This is a genomic window from bacterium, assembly GCA_035281585.1.
Taxonomy (GTDB): domain Bacteria; phylum UBA10199; class UBA10199; order DSSB01; family DSSB01; genus DATEDP01.
The window spans coordinates 1-16372 of sequence record DATEDP010000134.1 but is presented as its reverse complement, the minus strand read 5'-3'; the positions used below and the strand labels follow the sequence as shown (position 1 = coordinate 16372).

13 protein-coding genes are annotated in these 16372 nt (G+C 60.9%); 2 read left to right on the top strand and 11 right to left on the bottom strand.

What is annotated here, in order from left to right; genetic code table 11:
* Positions 1-32: 32 nt before the first annotated feature.
* The 3 genes from mutS to VJR29_11925 are packed head-to-tail and all read right to left on the bottom strand — an operon-like array spanning position 33 to position 8173.
* Positions 33-2627 carry a DNA mismatch repair protein MutS gene (gene mutS, locus VJR29_11935; GenBank protein HKY64117.1) on the bottom strand — a complete coding sequence of 865 codons (2595 nt, stop codon included), beginning with the start codon at positions 2625-2627 and terminating at the stop codon, positions 33-35.
* A gap of 57 nt (positions 2628-2684) precedes the next feature.
* Positions 2685-5363, bottom strand: a complete 2679-nt coding sequence (locus VJR29_11930) for a hypothetical protein (protein HKY64116.1) — start codon at positions 5361-5363, stop codon at positions 2685-2687.
* A gap of 2 nt (positions 5364-5365) precedes the next feature.
* The gene (locus VJR29_11925; protein HKY64115.1) at positions 5366-8173 is read right to left on the bottom strand and encodes a hypothetical protein; all 2808 of its coding nucleotides are present in this window, start codon (positions 8171-8173) and stop codon (positions 5366-5368) included.
* Between the two features lie 88 nt (positions 8174-8261).
* On the opposite strand from VJR29_11925, the gene VJR29_11920 reads away from it, so the two are divergent.
* A complete protein-coding gene (locus VJR29_11920; GenBank protein ID HKY64114.1) occupies positions 8262-8561 on the top strand; it encodes a hypothetical protein in 300 nt (99 codons plus the stop codon).
* Between the two features lie 32 nt (positions 8562-8593).
* Positions 8594-8866 (top strand): hypothetical protein, encoded by a 273-nt coding sequence (locus VJR29_11915; protein HKY64113.1) that lies wholly within the window; start codon positions 8594-8596, stop codon positions 8864-8866.
* A 180-nt stretch (positions 8867-9046) separates the two neighbouring features.
* Here VJR29_11915 and VJR29_11910 read toward each other — a convergent pair whose 3' ends face one another.
* From VJR29_11910 to VJR29_11875, 8 genes are all read right to left on the bottom strand, one after another.
* On the bottom strand, positions 9047-10846 hold the full coding sequence (locus tag VJR29_11910) for a DUF4215 domain-containing protein (protein HKY64112.1): 1800 nt from the start codon (positions 10844-10846) through the stop codon (positions 9047-9049).
* 210 nt (positions 10847-11056) lie between these two features.
* Positions 11057-11938, bottom strand: coding sequence for a GTPase Era (era, locus tag VJR29_11905; protein HKY64111.1), 882 nt, complete (start codon positions 11936-11938; stop codon positions 11057-11059).
* Between the two features lie 60 nt (positions 11939-11998).
* Complete coding sequence (locus VJR29_11900; GenBank protein ID HKY64110.1) at positions 11999-13399, bottom strand: cytochrome b N-terminal domain-containing protein; 1401 nt, start codon at positions 13397-13399, stop codon at positions 11999-12001.
* A complete protein-coding gene (locus tag VJR29_11895; GenBank protein ID HKY64109.1) occupies positions 13396-13875 on the bottom strand; it encodes a Rieske (2Fe-2S) protein in 480 nt (159 codons plus the stop codon). The genes VJR29_11900 and VJR29_11895 overlap by 4 nt, the downstream gene beginning before the upstream one ends.
* Complete coding sequence (locus tag VJR29_11890) at positions 13868-14095, bottom strand: hypothetical protein (protein HKY64108.1); 228 nt, start codon at positions 14093-14095, stop codon at positions 13868-13870. Before VJR29_11890 ends, VJR29_11895 begins: the two co-directional genes overlap by 8 nt.
* Positions 14092-14946 carry a cytochrome c oxidase assembly protein gene (locus tag VJR29_11885; GenBank protein HKY64107.1) on the bottom strand — a complete coding sequence of 285 codons (855 nt, stop codon included), beginning with the start codon at positions 14944-14946 and terminating at the stop codon, positions 14092-14094. Before VJR29_11885 ends, VJR29_11890 begins: the two co-directional genes overlap by 4 nt.
* On the bottom strand, positions 14937-15482 hold the full coding sequence (locus VJR29_11880; GenBank protein ID HKY64106.1) for a heme-copper oxidase subunit III: 546 nt from the start codon (positions 15480-15482) through the stop codon (positions 14937-14939). Before VJR29_11880 ends, VJR29_11885 begins: the two co-directional genes overlap by 10 nt.
* A partial coding sequence (locus VJR29_11875) for a cbb3-type cytochrome c oxidase subunit I (GenBank protein HKY64105.1) occupies positions 15482-16372 on the bottom strand: 891 nt, incomplete at its 5' end. The genes VJR29_11875 and VJR29_11880, both read right to left, overlap by 1 nt.

Below are 16372 nucleotides of genomic sequence, written 5' to 3'. Positions count from 1 at the left end.
CCCCCTCCTTACAAAGGAGGGGGTAAGATCTTTTATACCTTCTTCTTCAATTCAAACAAATAGTTCAAAGCCTCGATGGGACTGAGCAGCTCGGGCTGGAGGTCCCGCAATTCGGCCCGGATCGGGTCTTCCCGGGCCGCGAATAATCCCATTTGAGGCGATTCGGGCCGGGGGCCGAGCTTCTCCAAGGCCCCGTCTTCGGCGCTTTCGAGCCGGCGCAAGACTTCGCGGGCTCGAGTGAGCAGGCTTTCGGGCAGGCCGGCCAGGCGAGCCACCTCGATGCCGTAGCTGCGGGACGCCCCGCCCGGCAGGAGCTTGCGAAGGAAGAGGATCTGCTGGTTCCACTCCTTCACCGCCACCTGGTAGTTGGCCACCGACTTCACCTGCTCCGCCAAGTCGGTCAGCTCATGGTAGTGGGTCGCGAAGAGGGCCCGGCAGCGCAGCTCCTTGGCGACGTGCTCGGCCACCGCCCAGGCGATCGACATGCCGTCGTAGGTCGAAGTGCCGCGGCCGATCTCGTCGAGGACGATGAAGCTCCGCTCGGTGGCGGCGGCCAGGATGCCGGCGGTCTCCAGCATCTCGACCATGAAGGTCGATTGGCCCTGCGAAAGGTCATCGCTGGCGCCGATCCGGGTGAAAAGCTGGTCGACGATGCCGATCTTGGCCGCCGAGGCCGGAACATAGGATCCCATCTGGGCCAGCAGGACGATCAGCGCGGCCTGGCGCATGACCGTCGACTTGCCGGCCATGTTGGGGCCGGTGATGAGGAAGAGCGTGCCGGTCTCCTCGTCCATCTTTAAATCGTTGGGGATGAAGCGCTCCTCGCTGCGCATCTGCTCCAGCACCGGATGGCGGGCGTCTTTCAGATCCAAAATCTTCTCTTCGACCAGCTCCGGCCTGACGTAGCGATGTTCGCGGGCGACGCGGGCCAGCGCGGCCACGACGTCCAAAGTGCCCAAGGCTTGGGCCGCCTGGCGGATCGCCTCGATCTCGGCGCCGCAGGCCTCGCGCAAGCGGCAAAACAATTCATACTCCAGCGCCTTGATCCGCTCTTCGGCGCCGAGGACCTTGTTCTCGTATTCCTTGAGCTGGGAGGTGATGTAACGCTCGGCGTTGGCCACGGTCTGCTTGCGGATGTAGTCGGCCGGAACCAGGTCGCGATGGGTGTTGGTGATCTCGATGTAATAGCCGAAGACCTTGTTGTAGCGGATCTTGAGCGAGGGAATCTTGGTCCGCTTGCGCTCACCCTCCTCCATCGCGGCGATGAAGGACTTGCCGTCGCGGCTGATGGCCCGCAGCTCGTCGAGCTCGGCGCTGACGCCCTCGGCGATCATCCCGCCCTCGCGGATGGTCAGGGGCAGCTCGGCCTGGAGGCAGCTCAGCAAATTTCGGCAGAGCTCGCTGAAATCGGGATAATCCTCGACCAGCCCGTGCAAGAATTCCGAGCTAAAGCTGGAGCGATACTGATCGACCAAGGCCTGGGCCGCTTCCAGCGAAAGGGCCAGACCACGCAGATCTCGGGCATTCACCGTGCCGAGCGAGAGCTTGCCGAGCATCCGCTCGACGTCCTGGAGCTTCTTCAAGCCTTCTTGGACGCCGACCAAGAGCTCGGGCGCCGCCAAGAGCTCGGCCAGGGCCTCTTGGCGAAGCCGGATCGCGGCCGGGTCGAGCAAAGGATAATGGATCCACTTCTTCAAGCGCCGGGCGCCCATCGCGGTCTGGGTCTGGTTCAAAGCCCAATATAAGGTGTGGCGGGAGCCCTCGCCGCGGGAATTCTGGGTCAGCTCGAGATGGCGGAAGGTCCGGCCGTCCATGCCCAAGTATTGGCGGCCGCGGACGAAGTGGATCTCGCTCAGGTGCTTGAGCGGGGCTTTCTGAGTCGAGCGGGCGTAGTTGAGGAGACGGTCAAGTAAGCCGAGGGCGGCCGGGCCCTCGACCTTGGCCCGGGACTTCAAGAAAGCCTCGGAGAAGACGCCCTTGCCGTCTTCGTTGGGCAGCTCCGCCAAGACATGGCTGATCAAAAGCTTGGGCAGGAGGGACTTAGCCTTCGGCACCAAGGGCCGTTGCAAGTCGGCCGGGGCGATCAGAATCTCCTTCACCCCGTGCTTGGTCAATTCCTGCAAGGCCAGCTCTTCGGAATCGTAGAGCCCGAGGAAGACCTCGCCGGTGGAAATGTCGACCATCGCGACGTGGACCTGCTCCCCTTCCCAGTCGAGGGCCGCCAGGTAGTTGGGCTCGGAGGAGCTCAGGCTGTCTTCCTCCACCAAGAGGCCGGGGGTGATGACTCGGATCACCTCGCGGCGGACGATGCCCTTGGCGGCCTTGGGGTCCTCGACCTGCTCGCAGATCGCGACCTTGTTGCCGCTTTCGATCAGTTTGCGGATGTAGCCGGCCGCGGAGTGGTAAGGCACGCCGCAGAGCGGAACCGCTTCCTCGGAATTCTTATTGCGGCTGGTGAGCGTGATCTCGAGGATCTCGCTGGCCTTGACCGCATCCTCGAAGAACATCTCGTAGAAATCGCCCAAGCGGAAGAAAAGGATCGAATCCTGGTGCTGCTGCTTGATCTCCAGGTACTGGCGCAGCATCGGGGTGAGATTTTCGAGGGCCGCGGGGCCGGGACCAGCCATTTTCGGGCCATAGAGGAAGTGTGGAAAATTGGCAAGGGAAGCTGAACTATGCCTGAATTATGGCGTATGTCGGAACCGATTTAAGCTCGCGACGAAATTAACACCCAATACTTTCAAAGAAGGCGGATGCCAATGCAGGACGTCTCGCCAACTGTAATCCGCGACTTTGCCTCTCGGAAAAGCTTCTTTCGTGATCGTCAGGGGGTTAAACTCGGGGGCCACCTGCACGGGATACTGATAGAGGGCTTCGAATGGGAAATACCCGTCTCCCACCAAGGTAATGAAAGCTATCGTGCGGTGCACGCCGTTAACCAGCATGACATCGCCATGGGCCGTTGGCACGCTGATGAGAGGAGCGTTCTTATACTGATCTTCCGAGGTCAGAATTTCGCGCGACGCCGCAAGGTCGGGGAGCTCGCCCTTCTTCCAGCCCGTGTGCAATAGCCGAAGGATGATCTTTTGCCGAAGCTCCTCAATCTTTTTCACATGAGAGTGCTGGGATTCTTTGGTAAGTCCATGGATTGGAACGATCTTCCGTAAATCCCAAAAGGCCGGCTGATAATTTTTTGCTATATAACTGCTGCGTTTGTCGAAAGCCCATCCAATACGATACTGCCAATCAGGAATTTTCGAAACAGCGTTCCCTTTGATCTTTAATTCCGAGGGAAGGCTGCGGCGGTCGACCAGCTCCCTCCATTCGGCCGCTTTTTCTCCTAGAACTTCAGAGGGCGGTCGCACGGATAATGATGCGAAGTAGAGCAAGGGAGGCTGATTGAATCCTAAATGCGCCAACCGCCGAAACATGATGCTTGCGGTCGTTTCGCGTGTTTCTTGGGAGGTTTCCAGCATGGTTTCAAAAAAGAGACTCGAATCCAGCTCTCCATTGAGCGCCTTGAGAGTGTAAAGATGCCCTAAAGATGTCCCCAAATCGGTTTTGCTTCTCAAGGAACCAAAAATTCCCACTTTGTCCCAATAGCGGTGAAACGCCTGGGACCACTCCAGAGTTTTCCGGTATAAAAGGGAAGCCAACTCCTTCGCCTGCCCAGCCCCCGTCACCAAGGTCGGTTGGCCAAGGATATCTTCCACTCGCTCGATCCAAGCAAGCTGCGTCGCCCCATCGGAATATTCCAGAATTTCGGCGAGCGCCTCCAACCTTTCCGCACTCATCTCGCTTTCCGGCTGTTCCAGACTTCGGCCCAAAGCGTCGATGACTCGTGAGAGCTCCGCGGGCTTTAGGTTCGGTCCAAGGGCTCGAGCTTCGAGCTTGCCGAATTTCTTGTCTTCTTTCGAAAGAAATAAGTCCAATTGCTGAAGCCACTGTTTCCTGCTTTTCGCACTGAGCTTCCCCAAATGACGGGCAATGAGGGAGAGATGAAGGGCGAACCAATCCGGATTCTGGCCTAATTCGACGAAATCCCTTAAGAGTTCCCGAACCTCTCGGGCTCTCAAATCAACTAGCTTTCTCTCAACGACTCCTCCAGAAAAGAGTCCCTTATAGGCATCGTTATGAAGACCCTGATACAACGTCAGTATCGCCGAGTATTTTACCGAAGACTCAGCGCCGATCAGTGATTTCAGGAAACTGACGACAATAGTTTCCAACCTATTCAGGTCTTGATTTGTCGAGTTAATATCGAGCTTAAAATCCCGAATTTGTCCGACTAGGTCCCCGATCGTCCGCTGACGATCCTCCTCCCTCATTGGCCCTTCCGCTTTCGGGCGAGGCTCTGCCTCACCTTTTCCAGGGCGATCGAGGCCGCTCATCTGCATGGCGGGATGGGCGAAGCCCTTCGGCGCTCCGACCGCGGAAATGGCCAGGGAAGGCGCAAGCTTGAGCTTGGATTCATTGGAGTAAGTCCGGAAACGCCAGTTCAGTTCGCCCTGCAAAGCCGCATAGCGCGGACCCAAGGCGCGATGAGCCAGGCTAGCTCCGATTCCAAGGCTCAGCATCGAAGCCAAAGTGTCGGTGACCGTGGTCGCGCCATCGACGTGAGGGCGAAGGCCGAGTCCTTCTTCCACCTTATGAGCCGTCATCAAGCCGCCGAACATCGCGGTTTGAGAAAGCAAATGCCGCTGAAGTTGCGGGCCATTGCGAAAGGCCGACGTCGCCCCCAGGGTCTGGGCTCCATGGCCGAAGGCCTTCAAAAATCCCAAGGTGATGGCCGCCCCAGCCAACTCCTGGCCGATCGATGGCTCTTGGCTTGAGGCCGGTCGCAATGCCCGACTGCTCAGCGCGAAAGCCGGGACTTCGGCGACAAAGCCCAAGCTCGAAGCCGCGAAGCGCGGACCAACGGCGCGAAACAGCGCCGAAGATCCGAAACGACCCAAAGCCAAGGTCCTTGTCAAAGAAAATACCGAAGTCCCGAGCATCATCGGAGCGATGACCTTGGGATCAAAGGCATCCTTGGTGAAACGGTTGAGGAGAAACTCGGCTCGGGGACCCAAAGCTCCCTGGCCTTGGATGCCTTCCAAACGACTTTGGACCTTATGGCGGAAACGGCAATCGGCCTCTTCCGGCAGCGATTCGAGAACGGTGGTGTAGATCTGGGCCGCCGCTTCGGCTTGGCCAGCCTTCTCCAAGCGCGAGGCGAGATTGGACAGCCCTTCGGCAAGAAGCTCGGGATCCTTTTCCTTGAGCAGGGCTTGGAGCTCCGCTTTCTGCCCGGGATTCAAGGCTTCGGGAGCCGATTCGAGATGAGTCCAAAGGAACCCATTTTTTGTGGCCAGGGCCGTCACAACTAATTCTCCAGCTTTTCGACCGCCTGCAACAGCCGCTCTAATTCGGAAGCCACGAAGTATTCTCTTTGGACGAGCTCGGATTTGGGAATCTTCAGCAAATCACCGAGGGTGTGGACTCCATCCCGGGTCAACTTCGCTTGGGCGGCCGGCGGGGCCCATTTTTCGGCCGGCAATCGATAGGCCTCCTCGAAATGGGGGATGGTCACGAAGCAGGGAAAGCCAAGGTTCAATATCTCGTCTTGGACCTTCCAAATTTCGGGCAGGGTCACTCCCCCCTTCATGGCGGTGTAAGCATTGAAGGCGGCATATCCTGGGGCGCTGCCCTCGATTTGATTGAGCTGCTGGATTCCCAACCTTTCGAGGATGTTCAAGGCCTCCGGGCTGAAGGGAAAGAGCGAAGGATGGACCGGTGGAATTCCATCCGACGGAATTTTAGCCGCTTCGTTATCCTGGGAAGCGGGAGGGACTTCCGCTTTTCCCATTTGCTTCATCACTCGGCGAAGGCCGGGGTCGGAGAGCTCGGGAATATTCAAATCCTCCAACCATTTTTGTGCCCGCAATAGGTCGGCATCCGTGATTCGAGGGCGGCCATGCGAACGTCCTTTCAAGCCACTGCGATCGATCGCCGGCGAAGCCATGGCGATAGCCACCAATTCGGGGTTCTTGCGGCTACCGCTAATTCGGTTGTTAAAAGCGGTTCGGCTCGGCAGACTCCCTGGCGTCAGTCCTTCGCAGTAGAGGGCGTAGGCCCGGTTGCCCCATTCGGAGAGGGTGATTTGCTCTCCTTTGGCCTCGGCTTCCTGAATCACCCGTTTGTATGCTCTGATCGCGCTTCCATCGAAGATGACGAGTCGCCTTCCCGTTCGGACCGCGGAAGACTCGTCGAAAAGCTTCCGAGTCCGGAAGTCCGGCTCATTGGCCGCCGCCTTGAATGTGTCCCAATGGATCCCGTATCCAGGTGCGTCGATCATGTAGAGTCGGATGGCCCGCGCGGCTACCTCAGCAGGCCGCAAGACATTCCCACGCCTCTCGGCCTCTTCCACCGCTTCCTGGAAAAATCTAAATACTTCATCTCGATCCCGCATTGGGTCGAGCTTGCTGCCAAGAAGACTCATTTCGTGGTCTACAATGAGGTTTTCCGCCATATCCAGCAGCCGCGCGAGATCGGAATCCTGGAGATAATGGCGGCGGGCGAGGTCCTCGCTGCTAAGCATCAGCAAATCCTCGAGAGTGCGGATTCCGTCCTCAGCCAATCTCTTTTGGGCCCAGGCCGGAGCCCACTTCGACGCCGGCATCCGATATGCCGCCTCGGTCTCTGGAATTTCCATCGACCAAAAGAACCCCATGTCTTCGATCTCCTTCTGAATCCCCCATAGGTCGGGGAGCGTCACTTGATCGGTGTAGATGAGGTAGCCCGGCGCTCTCTTTTCCAGGCGCTCAAGATTGCGGATCTTCATTTTTTGCAGAGCGATTAATGCCCCCCTGCTGAAAGGCAGGCGTTCCGGAGCCACGGCCGGAATCTCGCCATGGCCATCTCTTGGATCGTTGAGTCGAAGACCGAAGGCTCTCAGGCGCTTGTTCAAGTCTTGAAGATCGCGCCAACTCAAGGTCGTCCTTTCCAGCAACCACTTGCTGGAAACTCCAACCAACTCCTCGACCCCTCGGATGCCAGACTCGCGGATGGCTCGATGCACAATTCTTGGAAGTTTTAGCGCTTTCAATGGAAGCTGCCGAGACAAGGGAGGAAATAGATCCGGAGCCTCCGAGCTGAACGGCAGGCGTTCCGGAGAACCTGGGGGCCAGGTCGGAGTGTGGTTATCCTTTATTTCAAAACCCCAGCCCTTTAAATGTTCGTCTACAGCGCGAATTTCTTCCCTACTCAACGTACTCGTCGCAAGCAGATGGCTTTTGGTAACATTGGTCAATCTTTTCATCGACCAGAGTCCGGCCCTTTCCAAAGCCTTTTTTAAGAGCTCGGGGAATTGCAGTCTTTCCGGTGAAACATCGGGTTCAGGGAAGATGAAAGGAGGGGGGAAGCCATGTCCTGCTTCCGCCATTCGGTCTTTCAATTCGAATGCGCTTTGGCGGGAGATCCCTGGAATATTCAAGACGCCCAGCCAAGTCTTCGTTTGCAGTTGGCGGACCTCCTCGATCCCGGCGGATTTCAGGGCCGCGGTGGTCTCGGGAGAAAACTGCATTTTCTCGATCGCCACCCCGGTCCAAAGCGGCTCTGTAATAGCTTCAAAAGGTCCGAGATATTTTTCTTTTAATTCGCGGTACAAACTCCACTTCATCTGAGTTTTTCCGAGCCAATAAGATGGATTTTCCACATCGCCGCGAGGAATATCCGAAGCGTCTCGGAAACCCTCGGCCTTCAGGGCCTCGATCAATTCTGAACTGAAGCCTAAATCGCTGAAAGACTTCCCCACCCTCGAAGCCACCTTGGGCAAACTGCCCTGGAAGCCCGGTAACGGCTCAGCAGGTTTTCCGGCATGCCCCGAACCGCTCGAGCCATCGCCACGGCCGCCAGCCGCCGCCATCATCATGGGCTGAAGAGCAAGCGGCGATTCGCTCAGCTTGACAGGATTGGAGTAAGCCTTGAACCGCCAATTCAGCTCGCCCTGCATGGCCGCATAGCGCGGACCCAAGGCCCGGTGAGCCAAGCTGGCGCCGATGCCCAGACTGAACATTGAAGCCAAGGTATCGGTGATGGTGGTCGCGCCGTCGACGTGCTGTCTCAGACCCAGTCGCTCTTCCACCATATGGGCGGTCATCAAGCCACCAAACATGGCGGTTTGGGCGAGCAAGTGCTGCTGGAATCGCGAGCCGTTGCGAAGGGCCGTTGTCGCGCTCAAAGTTTGGGTGCCGTGACCGAAGGTTTTCAAGAAACCCAAAGTGATCGCCGCACCGGCCAACTCCTGGCCGACCGAAGGCTCTTGGCTCGAGGCCGGCCGCAGCGCCCGGCTGCTCAGCGCGAAGGCCGGGACTTCGGCGGCAAAGCCCAAGCTCGAAGCCGCGAAGCGCGGACCGACCGCGCGAAACAAGGCCGAAGATCCCAAGCGGCCCAGAGCCAAGGTCCGGGTCAGGGAGAAGACCGAGGTTCCCAGCATCATCGGAGCGATGACCTTGGGATCGAAGGCGTCCTTGGTGAAGCGATTGAGAAGAAACTCGGCTCGGGGCCCCAAAGCGCCCTGACCTTGGATGCCTTCCAGACGGCTTCGGACTTTATGACGGAAACGGGAATCGGCTCCTTCCGGCAGCGATTCGAGAACGGCGCTGTAGATTTGAACCGCCGCTTCGGCTCGGCCGGCCTTCTCCAAGCGCGAGGCGAGGTTGGACAAGCCCTCGGCGAGAAGCTCCGGGTCCTTTTCCTTGAGCAGAGCTTGGAGCTCCGCTTTCTGGCCAGGATTCAAGGCTTCGGGAGCCGTTTCGAAATGAGTCCAAAGGACGTCGAAAGGTCGAGCGCCACGGCTTGGCGCGACAGAAGTGCCCATGAATGATCCAATCTGAATTTTCAGGGGGGAGAAAAGGTGGTGAGCTGCTTTTCGGGACCCCTGTCCCGAGCCTTCGCGACCTTATCGCTAGCCCGGAAGAAAGGTTGCTGCAATCCGAGACTTAAGCTCGTAGAGGGCCCCCAAAAAAAAGGCGGCCCGAAGGCCGCCCCTGAGCAAGAAACAATTTTAGCGTCGGCGACGCAGGAACCACAGTCCGGCGATGGCCAGGGCCAAAGCATCGCCGGAAAGTGAAGCCGCCGGCAGAGCAGCCAAACTGCAGCCGCCTCCCTCGATCAACGCCGTGAATGGAGCCGGCGCTCCCGGTTGGAGCGGGTCCTCGGAACCGTCGGAAGGCTCCTCACCCGGCTCCTCGGGCTCGGCGCTGGGACTCGGAGTGGCCGTTGGAGTGGGGGTCGGCGTCGGATCGACCGGCGTCAGGCAATTACAATCGACGTCGCAGCCCAAGCCGCCGCAGGCCAGGTTAGCCTCGCCATCGCATTCCTCGGCGCCGCTTTGGACCGCGCCGTCGCCGCAGCGGGCGGCCAAGCAATTGTCGAGACAGCCGTCGGTGTTGTCGGCATTGCCGTCGTCGCACTCCTCGAAGCCGCCCTGGACCACCCCGTCGCCGCAGCTGGCCGAGCTGCAATTCGACAGGCAAAGGTCGCCGTCGTCGGAATTCCCGTCGTCGCAGGCCTCGACCCCGGCTTGGACCACCCCATCCCCGCAGAAGGCCGATTCGCAGTTGGAAAGACAGGCGTCGTCGTCATCGGCGTTGCCGTCGTCGCACTCCTCCGCCCCGGCATGAACGTTGCCGTCGCCGCAGGCCGGAAGCGCGCAATTGTCGAGGCAGTCATCGGTGTTGTCGGCGTTGCCGTCGTCGCAGGCTTCGACTCCGGCTTGAACTTCGCCGTCGCCGCAACTGGCCGACTCGCAGGTGCTGAGGCAGCCGTCGGTTTCGTCGGCGTTGCCGTCATCGCATGCCTCGACTCCGGCTTGAACTTGGCCGTCGCCGCAGCCGGCTTGGGCGCAGCTGCTCAAACAATCGTCGGTCTCGTCGGCGTTGCCGTCGTCGCAAGCTTCGATGCCGACCTGAACCACTCCATCGCCGCAGCTGGCCGCGACGCAATTGGAGAGACAAGCGTCGCTGTCATCCACGTTCCCGTCGTCGCACTCCTCGACCCCGGTTTGAACCGAGCCGTCGCCGCAGAAGGCGGCCACGCAAATGCTAAGGCAGTCGTCGCTGTCGTCGGCGTTGCCGTCGTCGCATTCCTCGACTCCGGCTTCGACTTCGCCGTCGCCGCAGTCGGCGGGAACGCAGGTATCGAGGCAAGCGTCGCTGTTATCGGAGTTGCCGTCATCGCAGCCTTCCACTCCGGCTTCGACGAAGCCGTCGCCGCAGCTGGCCGGCACGCAGGTCGAGAGGCAGCCGTCCCCATCGGAGAGATTGCCATCGTCGCAGGACTCGCCGGCATCGAGGACGCCGTTGCCGCAAGCCTCGCTCTGACAAAGCTCGTTACATCCGTCGCCGGGAGCGGTCCCGCCGTCGTCGCATTGCTCGCCGGCGTCGACATTGCCGTCGCCGCAGGCCGGCGGCGGAGCTTGGCAGCTACACTCGCCGGAGAGCCCCGGGGCCACGCAGGTGGTGCCGGGGTCGCAGGTGTCGGCGGCGCCGCTGCCGACGTCGCATTCCTCATAGACGTTGACGGTGCCGTTGCCGCAGGCCTCGAGCTCGCAGTTCTCGTCGCAACCGTCGCCGTTCTGGTTGTTGGTGTCGTCGCAGGACTCGCCGGGCTCGAGGACGCCGTTGCCGCAGCCGTTGCATTTGCCACGGGTGTCGGTCCCGTCGAGGACGTGATTGCCGTGGCCTTCGATCAGCGCCTGGTTGTCGGTGCAAATCTCGTTCGGGTTATTGAGGATATTGTGGCAGAAGCAGGCTCGAACCGCCGCCTCGCTTAAGGCCGGAATTCCCAGCCATACGGTAGCCACGGCGAATGCCGTGAAGAAAAGTTTGAATGCAGAAGTGCGTCGCCCCGCTCGGAAAACGTCGAGATCCTTAGTCATTTTATTCCTTAGCCCGTCACATTCGACACTGGATCGCGCCGAATTTCGCAGCGCGTTATTCGGTGTGACGCGAAATGTCAACGGCCGGACCCGGCTGGGGATGCCTAAGTGTTTTCTGGCGTTTTCTGGCGAAGGCTAAGACAGGATGCCGAGCTCGCGCAGCCGATGCTGGCTTTTGGTCCAATCGTCGACCACCTTGACGAAGAGCTCGAGGAAAACCTTCTTCCCGACCATGGCCTCGATGTCGGGCCGGGCCAGCTCGCCGATGCGCTTGATCATGGCTCCCTTGGCGCCGATCACGATGCCCTTCTGCGAGTCCTTCTCGACGATCAGGGCGACGTTGATATGGGGGATCTTGCCGGATTCGTCGAAGGCCTCGGTTTGGGTGGCCAGGGAGTAAGGCAATTCTTGGTGCAGCAGGTCCATCGCCTTCTCGCGGACGATCTCGGCCGAGAGAAAGCGAAGGTCGTGCTCGGTGTAGATGTCGGTCGGGTAGTAGGCCGGCCCCTCGGGCAAGCGGGCGACGATGGCCTTCACGACGATCTCGAGGCCGTCGCGCTGCAGGGCCGACACCGGGATGATTTCCTGCGGCGACCATTCTTCCTGAATTTTTTGGATCAAGGGCAGCAGGGCTTCCTTGGCGACCCGGTCGACTTTATTGATGACGACGAGATGGGGCTTGCCCAAGTCCTTGGCGCGGGCGGCGATCTTTTGGTCCGCTTCGTTCAGCTCCGGCTTGGGGTTCACCAGGTGGAGCACGACGTCGGCGTCGCCCATCGCCTGGAGGGCGGTGTCGACGATGGTCTCGTTCAAGAGCTTGGCCGAAGAGTGGATGCCGGGGGTGTCGAGGAAGAGCAATTGGGCCTTGGGGCGATTGAGGATGCCGAGGATGCGGTGGCGCGTCGTCTGGGGCTTGTCGGTGACGATGGAGAGTTTTTCGCCGAGCAGGGCGTTGAGCAGGGTCGATTTGCCGACGTTGGGGACGCCGACGATGGCGATGTAGCCGGAGTGGAACATTTCGCGTCCCTAGTCGAGGATTGGGGCTTTCGCAAGACTCATCTTGAATTCGGAATTCCATTACCTGGTTTTCCTGGTCAGCAGAAAATCCACCAGCAGCTCCAGATCCCGTTGCGAAAGGCTCGACGCATAAGCCGGCATGTTATTCGCGCCGTTGAGGATGCGCAGCGTCAGTTGGGCCGCATCCAACCGGTCGCCGATGGTGCTGAGGTCGGGACCGCGTTTGCCGCCGTAGCCGTCGATGGCGTGGCAGTACTGACAGCCGCGCTCGTGGAAGACGCGGGCGCCCTCGAAGGCCGGGCCGGAGTCGACGCCGATCACGGCGACCGGCAAGGGCTTGGTGTCGAAATCGGGCGACCAGTGGGACTCTTGGCCCTTCACCCAAAGAGTGGCGATGGCCAGGCAGGTCAGGATCACTACCGCCACCGACCAGGGCCGGCGCAGCGGGTGGCGCTCGCCCTTGTTGAACAAGAGCGGCAGCGCCAAGAGGACGATGCCGGCCAGCGCCGGCGCGCCGACGATGATCAGGTTTTCCAGCTCCGGCGGAGCCAGGGCCAGCAAGGCGAAGTACCAGATCAAATACCAGTCGGGCCGCGGGTCGGCGGCGACCAGCGTCGGGTCGGGTGGCTGGCCCAATTCGGGCGGGCCCAAAAACCAGGCCAGGAGCGCCACCGAGATGATCACGCCGGCGCAGGCGATGAGGTCGCGCCAGGCCGGATCGGGCCAGAAAGGCACGCCCTCCTCTTTCAAGAGCCGGTGATACCAGGCCTTGTATTCCTGGGGGTCGACCGGCCGGCCGATCTTGGGCGGCTCGCTGATGCCGTTCCGGATCACCAAGTAGAGATGATAGGTGAGCAGCAAAATCATCGTCGCCGGCAGGATGAAGACGTGGATCGAGAAGAAGCGGCTCAAGGTGGTGCCGCCCAAGTTTTCGCCGCCGAGGATGAACCGCGCCATCGCGTCGCCGACCACCGGCACCTTGCCGGCCTGCTTGGCGCCCACGATGACCGACCAGACCGCGTTCTGGTCCCAGCGCAGGAGCTGGCCGGTGAAGCCGAGGGCCAGGATCAGGAAAAGCAAGATCACGCCGCTGATCCAATTCAGCTCCCGCGGATATTTGTAAGCGCCGGTGAGGAAGACCTGGATCATGTGCATCCCCACGCAGAGCACCATCGCCGAAGCGCCCCAATAGTGCATGCCCCGGAGCAGACGGCCGGTGGCGTCCTCATTGGTGAGGAACTGCAAGGTCTCGTAGGCCTGGGAGACCGAGGGGATATACATCGTCGCCAGGGCGATGCCGGTGAAGATCTGGATCACCAGCGCGATCAAGGTCATCGAGCCGAGGACGTACATCCAGCCCAGCCGCGGCGGCACCGGGTGATTCAGCAAGGGCTCGGCCATCTTGAGCAAGCCCCCCCGCGAATCGAGCCAGGCCCGAAATTTTTTCAGTCGTTTGATCATATCGGCACCGGGCTGGTGCGAATCTCCACTTGGTCGCCGACCACTCGGATCTCGTAACGATGCAGCGGCCGGGGCGGCGGCCCGGCCGCGACCGCGCCGTCCTTGTAGAAAACCCCGCCGTGGCAAGGGCACATGAAAAGCTCGGCCTTGGGCAACCAGCGCACCGGGCAGCCGAGGTGGGTGCAGTTGATCGCGAAGGCGATGAACTCCGTCTCGTCGACTCGGCGCAGCCAAGCCGCGCTGGTGCCGACCTGGCCGACCCAGGGCAGCGGATCGGATTCGAGGAACTTCACCTGGACGGTCTCGCCGATCTTGAAGCCGTCGACCTTGCCCACCGGCCGCCACTCCCGCGGCTGCTTGCGATAAGCCGGCGCAATGAAGAAGGAGACGATCGGCAGGCCGGCGATCAAGCCGGCCAAGGCCGCCAAGGCGGTGCTGAATATATAGAGGAAGCGGCGGCGCCCCGGCTCAACCATAAAGCAACTCCCGAATCCAATAGGACAGCGCGAACACCGTCAGAAACGCGCCCACCACCGAGATCATCCAGCCCGCGATCAATCCCCAGAGGATGAGGACCAAGCCGAGCGCCAGCACCGCGGGGGCATAGCTCGGCGGCGGAATTTTCTCGGGCAAGGGCTCGGCCCATTCCGGGTCTTCCTGGGGGACCGGCTCGGCGGCGGTGAATTCGTGGCTCATGGTCGGCTCCCTTCCAGCGGCAAATCCCGCTCCGGTTGGCGGTAATAACGGGCCAAGACCGCCAAGATGAAAAGAATGAAGATGAAGCAGCCCATCATCCAGAGAAAAGCGCCGCCGAGCTGCTGATCGGTGGCCGGATCGAGGCCCCAGCGCTGGCGGAGCATCGCGCCCAGGCCGAGCGGATCGCCGAGCTGGCTGTACTTCGGATAGAGGCCCGGCGGGGCGAAGGTGATGAGCACCGCCAACAGCGTGTGAGCGGCGCAGGCGCTGAACAGATAAGCCACCGCCGCGAAAGGCTTGAGCCGAAAGCTCTCGATGGGATCGAGAACGGCGTTCCAAAAGACGGTGGCGGCGGCGATGAAGCAGAAGTGTTCGAAGGCATGGGCCGCCCGGCTCTCCAAGGTCCAGTTGAAGAGCGCCGGCCAGTGCCAAATCCACATCATGCCGACCCCGATCGTCCAAGCGACGATCGGATCGCCGAGGATCCCGGCCACCTTCCGAAGCCAGGGATAGCGCAAGAGCCGGCGGGCGCCGGACTTGGGGATTCCGATCAGGAGCAAGGGCACCGCGACCACTTCCAGCAGGAGATGCTGAAGCATGTGGACGCTGAAGAGATAATCCTCGGCGATGGCCGCGATCGGCGAGGCCAGGGCCAGGAAGAGGACCCCGCAGCCCAAACTAAAGTGGAGCGAGTGGCGATCCCAAGTGCCGCGGCGCAAGCCGAAGTAGATCAAGGCCGTCGCCAGAATTCCGGCCACCGCCCAGGGCTCGCGGAACCAGCCTTGGCGAAGCAGCTCCCAAAATCCCGGCTCGAGGGCCGGCGGATGGGCCGATAAATGGGCTAGTACCATAGATACACCACCGTGAAGATGACGATCCAAACTCCGTCGACGAAATGCCAGAACATCGAAATCGAATCGACCGCCGCCGGCTTGACCCTTTGGGCCTGGGGGCTCAGCGAAAAGGCCAGCAGGATGCCGATCATGGTCAGGCCGATCAGGACATGGAAGCCGTGGAAGCCGGTCAAGGTGAAAAAGCTGGCGCCGAAGAGATCCCGGCTCACGCTCACCTCGCGGTGCACCAGCTCCCACCATTCGGTGGCTTGGCCATAAAGGAAAACCGCGCCGAGCAAAATCGTGACCAGCAGCCAGAAGGACACCGCCCGGCTGGGCTTCTCTCGCCAAGCCCGGTGGGCCAAACCGACGGTCAGGCTGCTGGCGATCAGGAAGGCGCTGAAGATCGCGGTCCGCCCCGGGTCGAGCAGCTCGCTCCCTCCCCTGCCCCAGCCCGGCGTGCCGTGGAAAATCCCGTAAACCAAGATCAGCAGCAGGAAGAAGAGCGCCTCCGAGCCGAGAAAGAGCAGCATGGCAAGTTTGTTTTTATCCATCACCCGTCTCCCCCTCTCCCGGCCTCCGGCCACCCTCCCCCGCCAGGGGGGAGGGTGAAAGACTTCCAATCGGCTTGGTCGGGATGGGCTAGATCCCAAAGCGGACGGCGGCCCCGAATCCGCGGCACCCGGTCGAAATTGGTCTCGGGCGGCGGCGAGGCGGTCAGCCATTCCAGGGTCCAGCCATTCCAGGGATTGTCGCCGGATTTGGGGCCCCGCTTCAGGCTCCAGAGGAAATTGACCACGAAGATCAAGGTCGCCAGCCCCATCAAGATCGCGCCGACGCTGGAGAGCAGATTGAAAAGGTTCCACCAGGGATCGGACAAATAGGTGTAAACCCGGCGCGGCATGCCGAGCAGGCCCAGGAAATGCTGGACGAAGAAGGTCAGGTTGAAGCCGAGCACCATCAACCAGAAATGCCAGCGGCCAAGGCGCTCGCTCATCATGCGGCCGGTCGCCTTGGGATACCAATAATAGGTGCCGGCGAAGACCGCGAAGGCCGAGCCGCCGAACATGACGTAATGGAAATGGGCGACGACGAAGTAGCTGTCGGTGAGCTGCTGGTCGATGGGCGCCGCCGCGAAGGCCACGCCGCTCAAGCCGCCGATGGTGAACTCGAGCAGGAAGGCGATGGCGAAAAGCATCGCCGTGCTGTAGAGAATCTTCCCGCCCCACATCGTGGCGATCCAATTGAAAATCTTCACCCCGGTTGGGACCGCGATCAGCATGCTGGCCAAGGCGAAGACGTAGTTGAGCCCCTGCCCCAAACCGACCGTGAACATGTGATGAGCCCAGACGCCGAAGCTCAGGAAGGCGATGGCCAGGGTCGAGCCGGCGATGAACTCGTAGCCAAAGATCGGCTTGCGCGAGAAGACCGGGATGACCTCGGA

Bases quoted from the DNA above. Each gene is read 5' to 3' on its own strand.
- mutS (HKY64117.1), bottom strand. From the start codon at position 2,627: ATGGCTGGTCCCGGCCCCGCGGCCCTCGAAAATCTCACCCCGATGCTG.
- VJR29_11915 (HKY64113.1), top strand. From the start codon at position 8,594: ATGACGGAAACGGGAATCGGCTCCTTCCGGCAGCGATTCGAGAACGGC.
- era (HKY64111.1), bottom strand. From the start codon at position 11,938: ATGTTCCACTCCGGCTACATCGCCATCGTCGGCGTCCCCAACGTCGGC.
- VJR29_11900 (HKY64110.1), bottom strand. From the start codon at position 13,399: ATGATCAAACGACTGAAAAAATTTCGGGCCTGGCTCGATTCGCGGGGG.
- VJR29_11895 (HKY64109.1), bottom strand. From the start codon at position 13,875: ATGGTTGAGCCGGGGCGCCGCCGCTTCCTCTATATATTCAGCACCGCC.
- VJR29_11890 (HKY64108.1), bottom strand. From the start codon at position 14,095: ATGAGCCACGAATTCACCGCCGCCGAGCCGGTCCCCCAGGAAGACCCG.
- VJR29_11885 (HKY64107.1), bottom strand. From the start codon at position 14,946: ATGGTACTAGCCCATTTATCGGCCCATCCGCCGGCCCTCGAGCCGGGA.
- VJR29_11880 (HKY64106.1), bottom strand. From the start codon at position 15,482: ATGGATAAAAACAAACTTGCCATGCTGCTCTTTCTCGGCTCGGAGGCG.